Source organism: Pseudomonas sp. P5_A2_2 (genome assembly GCF_054177685.1).
Genome location: NZ_JBGCUL010001025.1, coordinates 1 through 1534, shown reverse-complemented (window position 1 = coordinate 1534; position 1534 = coordinate 1). Strand labels below are relative to the sequence as shown.

The following is a 1534-nucleotide window of genomic DNA, read 5'->3' as shown; positions in this document are numbered from 1 at the left end:
CAACAGCATGGGGTAGATCGATGCGCTGACGATCTTCTGGCGAACCTCGTCCATGCGCTGGCGATAGCTGACATACCGGCCCAGGGCATCGCCCACGGCGCCGGTCTTCTCACTGGACTGCACCAGCGCCACGTACAAAGGCGGGAAAACGGCCGACATCTGGCTCAGGGCCTGGGAAAACGATTTGCCCTCGTACAGCAAGCGCACCAGCTCGCTCAGGGTCTTGCGGGCTTGTGGCGCGTTTTCCTTTTCAGCCAGGCTTTCCAGCGCATCGATCAACGGCAGGCCGGCGTTGAGCAATGTGGTCAGTTCCTGGCTGAACAATACCAGGTTGAAGGTCTCGCGCTTGTGCAGGCGCAAGGCCCGCCAATGTCGCTCGGCGTGCAGGCTGACGACTCGCAGGCCCTGGTCTTCGGCGATGCGCCTGGCTTCGCTGTGCCCCGGCGCCTCGACGGTCATTGAGACGACACCGGCCTTGCCGACGGCTTTGAGATGAAAGCGCATGGTCGCCATTCCCGTCAGTTCCAGTTGGTGACTTCGGCGTTCTCGCCTTCGCCGCCGGGCTGTCCGTCCTTACCCAGGGACAACAGGTCGTACTCGCTGTTTTCACCGGGATAGCGATAGCTGTAGTTGTGGCCCCAGGGGTCTTGCGGGATTTTTTTCTGCAGGTACGGGCCGGTCCAGCGCGGTTCGTCGGCAGGGGCGGTGACCAGCGCCTGCAAGCCCTGTTCGGTCGACGGGTAGTGGCCGACCTCCAGGCGGTAAAGGTCCAGGGCTTTGCTCAAACCTTCTATTTGCGCCCTGGCCACTTTCACTTCGGAGCGACCCAGTTGGGCGAAATACTTCGGCGCCACGATGCCGGCCAACAGTCCCAGCACCACCAGCACCACCAACAGTTCGAGCAGGGTGAACCCAATTTGGGGGCGCCGGGCATAACGCAGTCGCTGATGCATGATGACCTCCCTCAGTCGACAGCAGAGTCTCTATACAGGCGCATGCAATTGCCATGCACATGACTGGACATCCGTCTGCACCCCCTGTGCTACGGGCCTTTTCACTTACGGCACAGTGCTTGCGTATGGCTATTTTACTACCGGCCATTGGGGCAATACCCCCATTTTTCGGGGCCGGGCAGGGGAGGCAAAACAATGAAAGCCATCACCGCAGGATTGCTCGGATTACTCGCGCTCGCCAGTGCCGCACAGGCTGATGTGTTCGTTTCCCTGGACGCCAAGGGCAACTATGTCCTGTCCAATGTCCATCGCCCCGGACGCCACTATGAACGGGTGATCCATGAGCCTGATGCGACGGTGGTCAGCCTCGACCAGCAACCGCAGATGATCGCCGCGCAACCCTACGCCGAGCTGGTGTTGGCGGCGGCCACGGCCAACGAACTACCGGCGGCGCTGCTGCATGCAGTGATCAAGACTGAGTCCGGCTACAACGCCCGTGCTACCTCACCCAAGGGCGCTCGCGGACTGATGCAGTTGATGCCCGCCCTCGCCCGCGAAATGGGGGTGACCAACGCCTACGA

Annotated in this window: 3 protein-coding genes; 1 reads left to right on the top strand and 2 read right to left on the bottom strand. The window is 61.6% G+C overall.

Annotated features, from left to right (window positions below):
* Positions 1 to 504, bottom strand: a 504-nt coding sequence (locus ACXRVY_RS28440; protein ID WP_458238883.1) for a type II secretion system F family protein, incomplete at its 3' end; no start/stop codon positions are given.
* A gap of 14 nt (positions 505 to 518) precedes the next feature.
* Positions 519 to 953 (bottom strand): type II secretion system major pseudopilin GspG, encoded by a 435-nt coding sequence (gene gspG / locus ACXRVY_RS28435; protein ID WP_223463928.1) that lies wholly within the window; start codon positions 951 to 953, stop codon positions 519 to 521.
* A gap of 195 nt (positions 954 to 1148) precedes the next feature.
* On the opposite strand from gspG, the gene ACXRVY_RS28430 reads away from it, so the two are divergent.
* A partial coding sequence (locus ACXRVY_RS28430; RefSeq protein WP_458238882.1) for a transglycosylase SLT domain-containing protein occupies positions 1149 to 1534 on the top strand: 386 nt, incomplete at its 3' end.